This window comes from Marinimicrobium sp. UBA4509 (assembly GCF_002388575.1).
Taxonomy (GTDB): Bacteria; Pseudomonadota; Gammaproteobacteria; order Pseudomonadales; family Cellvibrionaceae; genus Marinimicrobium; species Marinimicrobium koreense.
The window spans coordinates 10,726-13,001 of record NZ_DGMV01000092.1 but is presented as its reverse complement, the minus strand read 5'-3'; the positions used below and the strand labels follow the sequence as shown (position 1 = coordinate 13,001).

Here is a 2,276-nt window from a genome sequence, read left to right as displayed (position 1 = left end):
TAACTTTCAGCCGTCACACAAGCGTCGTGGGCAAGGCGCGCGAGCGCAGGACTGGCCGTAGCCAATTCAAGCGAGCGCAGCACAGAAGCTCTGAAAGTTACGGAATTAACCGCATGGACCACTAGATATGTATCTTCGGCGGTGCCATCTTCCCTGCGAAAAATCAAGCGATACTGTTTGTTTACCCGGATTGAACACCAGCCAGCCTCAATGCTCGGATATTACAATTGAAGCAGATACAGGGTTCCCAGTTTCCCACTTATCCCGGTTTGGAATTGGGTGATCAGGAGCCGGCTCTGAAAAAAAATGACAAATATTTGCACTTTTTCGCAGTTTTTTGCACTCAGTAGGTGCTCCAAAATGTATATAAGTTATTGTTTTTAAATGGTGTGTTAGATTCTGCACCGGTAAATAACCCGGTCAGAAAGACGACCCCGGTTCCTGTAGAAACCTCAATTCTTCCTCCGTACTCTCTCTCCCGAGTATTTCATTGCGATGAGGATAACGTCCGAACCGCTCAATGATTTCCCAGTGGCGAATTTCGAACGTGAGGCTGTTCTCCAATCCCGGCTGATCGAACAGCGTCAGCGCCTGCTGATGAATCACCGCCGATTCACTGTGCATATAAGGCATATATAAGAAAGCCCTGGCCTGTGGCTCCAGCGCGTGGTCTGCCCCCTGCCGCACCGCCTCCTGGGCTAACACCAGCGCCAGGGCGTCCTGAGCGAACGCCTCCGGTCGATCCCGGTAGATATTGCGGGAGAACTGATCGAGCACGATGACCTCTGCCAACCGACCTTCTGGCGTGTCTCGCCAAGCCCATAACTCGCCACGCTTGGCCTGCTCCAACAGGTGTCCAAACCGGGCGTCTATCGCCTCATCCAGCGCGGAATCCTTCTTGAACCACTGACTGGGCATCAGCTCTTCGAACCAGAACTGAAATACCGTTCGGGCATTCTGTGGCTTTTTGGGCAGGGACATGGGCTATCCAGGGACTTGGGCAAAGACGGTTCCGACCTATTACGAATCAGTTGCTCTACCGACTGAGCTATTGCTCCGTTCAATTTATTTAATAGCAGCCTTCGACGGTAATCAATCCCAGACGGCCTTTTCGACCACTCCGTAAGTTATTCACACTTGTGGACAATAGTTACCCACAGGTAAAAACGACTTCAAACGGTAAACTTACAACGGTTATCCACACTTACTCACAGGTTTCCCCCATAACCGATTGATTTTCCGTGAGTTCATTCTGTATCTGGGGATAACCCTGTGAACGTCTGGGGGTAAAAGCTGGCGATGAAATTGGGGATAACTCGAGCTTTGCCGGTTTTCTGTATAACTCGGCTTTTCGTCACCAGCTTGCGGTCAGCTTGTCAGCCCCTTACCCGGGCTTTGTCCCGTGGGTTACTATCTCGGTAAGTCATTGTCTGAAAATCGGTTTTCAGACTTATACACAGAATTTTGGCTCACCATTAGTAGTAACAGCATTAAATACTTAACTAACTTATCTATTAACTTATTTACTTAATACTTATTTGTATAACTGATTAATTTGACTTTGTTTAGAAACTGAACAACTTTTGTACAAATCCGATTCAGGCCCTATAATGCTCGCCCTTTTTCACCGGTACGGCCCCGGAGGCCTCCAGTTATGATTTACCCCGAGCGCTTTGACGTTATCGTCATCGGCGGCGGTCACGCCGGCACCGAAGCCTGTCTGGCGGCCGCTCGCATGGGCTGTAAAACCCTCCTGCTCACCCATAACGTCGATACCCTGGGGCAAATGTCCTGCAACCCGGCCATTGGTGGGATCGGCAAAAGCCATCTGGTGAAAGAAATCGACGCCCTCGGTGGCGCCATGGCCATGGCGACCGACCGTGCCGGTATCCAGTTCCGGGTGTTGAACTCACGCAAAGGGCCTGCGGTGCGCGCGACCCGTGCCCAGGCGGATCGGGCGCTGTACAAAAGCGCCATCCGAAACCAGCTCGAAAACCAGCCGAATCTGAGTATTTTTCAGCAGGCGGCGGATGATCTGATCGTCAACGGTGACACCGTCGAGGGCGTCGTCACCCAGATGGGATTGAAATTTCTGGCGCCTACCGTGGTGTTGACGACCGGGACCTTCCTTGGCGGCAAGATTCACATTGGTCTGGAAAACCATGCCGGTGGCCGCGCGGGTGATCCGCCGGCACAGACTCTGGCGGCCCGCTTGCGGGAGCTGCCTCTGCGCGTTGATCGCCTGAAAACCGGCACCCCGCCGCGAATCGATGCCA

At 52.4% G+C, this 2,276-nt stretch carries 3 protein-coding genes; 1 reads left to right on the top strand and 2 read right to left on the bottom strand.

Going from position 1 to position 2,276, the window contains the following annotated elements; genetic code table 11:
- Together B3520_RS17570 and B3520_RS17415 are read right to left on the bottom strand one after the other, a co-directional pair.
- On the bottom strand, positions 1–212 hold a 212-nt coding region (locus tag B3520_RS17570), incomplete at its 3' end, for a type II toxin-antitoxin system RelE/ParE family toxin (RefSeq protein ID WP_414673894.1).
- A 208-nt stretch (positions 213–420) separates the two neighbouring features.
- Positions 421–981 (bottom strand): DUF924 family protein, encoded by a 561-nt coding sequence (locus tag B3520_RS17415; RefSeq protein ID WP_286804896.1) that lies wholly within the window; start codon positions 979–981, stop codon positions 421–423.
- Positions 982–1,654: 673 nt separating this feature from the next.
- Between B3520_RS17415 and B3520_RS17410 the strand changes: the two genes are divergently transcribed.
- Positions 1,655–2,276, top strand: a 622-nt coding sequence (locus B3520_RS17410) for an FAD-dependent oxidoreductase (RefSeq protein ID WP_286876495.1), incomplete at its 3' end; no start/stop codon positions are given.

What these genes read in the sequence shown, in the direction of transcription:
- B3520_RS17415 (WP_286804896.1), bottom strand. Translation starts at nt 981, where the DNA reads ATGTCCCTGCCCAAAAAGCCACAGAATGCCCGAACGGTATTTCAGTTC.